Source organism: Falsiroseomonas oryzae, from assembly GCF_027856955.1.
In the GTDB taxonomy this organism is placed as follows: domain Bacteria; phylum Pseudomonadota; class Alphaproteobacteria; order Acetobacterales; family Acetobacteraceae; genus Falsiroseomonas; species Falsiroseomonas oryzae.
In genome coordinates, this window is the sequence record NZ_JAPSMD010000981.1 from 1 (window position 1) to 628 (window position 628).

Genomic DNA, 628 nt, shown 5'->3' on the forward strand with positions numbered 1-628 from the left:
CGCCTGCTCGTGCCCGCCGGCGAAGCCGGTGCGGCTGAAGAAGGTGTCGATGTTGATGCCGGCCTCGCGCAGCTCGCTGCGCGGCACCAGGAAGCCGGAGGTGGAGTTCGGGTCGGCCCAGGCCAGGCTGCGCCCGCGCATCTCCTCCAGGCTGCGGATGTTGCTGTCCGCGCGCACGTACATCATGGCGAAGTAGCTGGCGGAGCCATCCTCGGCCAGCGCGACGACCAGCGGCTCGATGTTGCCGTTGGTGTCCAGCCAGATGCGCGCATACACCAGCGCGCCCATGTTGGAGATCTCGAGCTGGCGCGCGGCGAAGCCCTGCATCACGCCGGCATAGTCGGCGGCCTCGTAGATGCGCGCGGGCACGCCGAAATGCGTTGAGAGCAGGTCGCGATAGGCGCGGGTGCGCGCCATCCGGTCGGCCTGGTTCTCGTCGCTCAGCAGGCCGATCCGCAGCTCCCGCACCTGGTCGGCCCAGGGCCGCCGGCCGGCCGGCGGCATGGGGTGCGAGGCCGGCGGCGACTGTGCCGCCGCCGGCGCGAAGGGTGCGAGGCCGAGCAGGGCGAGCGCCTGCCGGCGGGTGCGGGCCGCGAGGGTCGTCATGCGTCCATCTGCCTCCACGGCC

General features: G+C 72.6%; 1 protein-coding gene. It reads right to left on the reverse strand.

Translation table 11 applies throughout. The annotated features are described in order from the left end of the window. Positions 1–606 (reverse strand): phosphate/phosphite/phosphonate ABC transporter substrate-binding protein (gene phnD, locus OZN99_RS33075; RefSeq protein WP_270939398.1); only part of this gene is annotated, 606 nt, incomplete at its 3' end. Positions 607–628 lie beyond the last annotated feature (22 nt).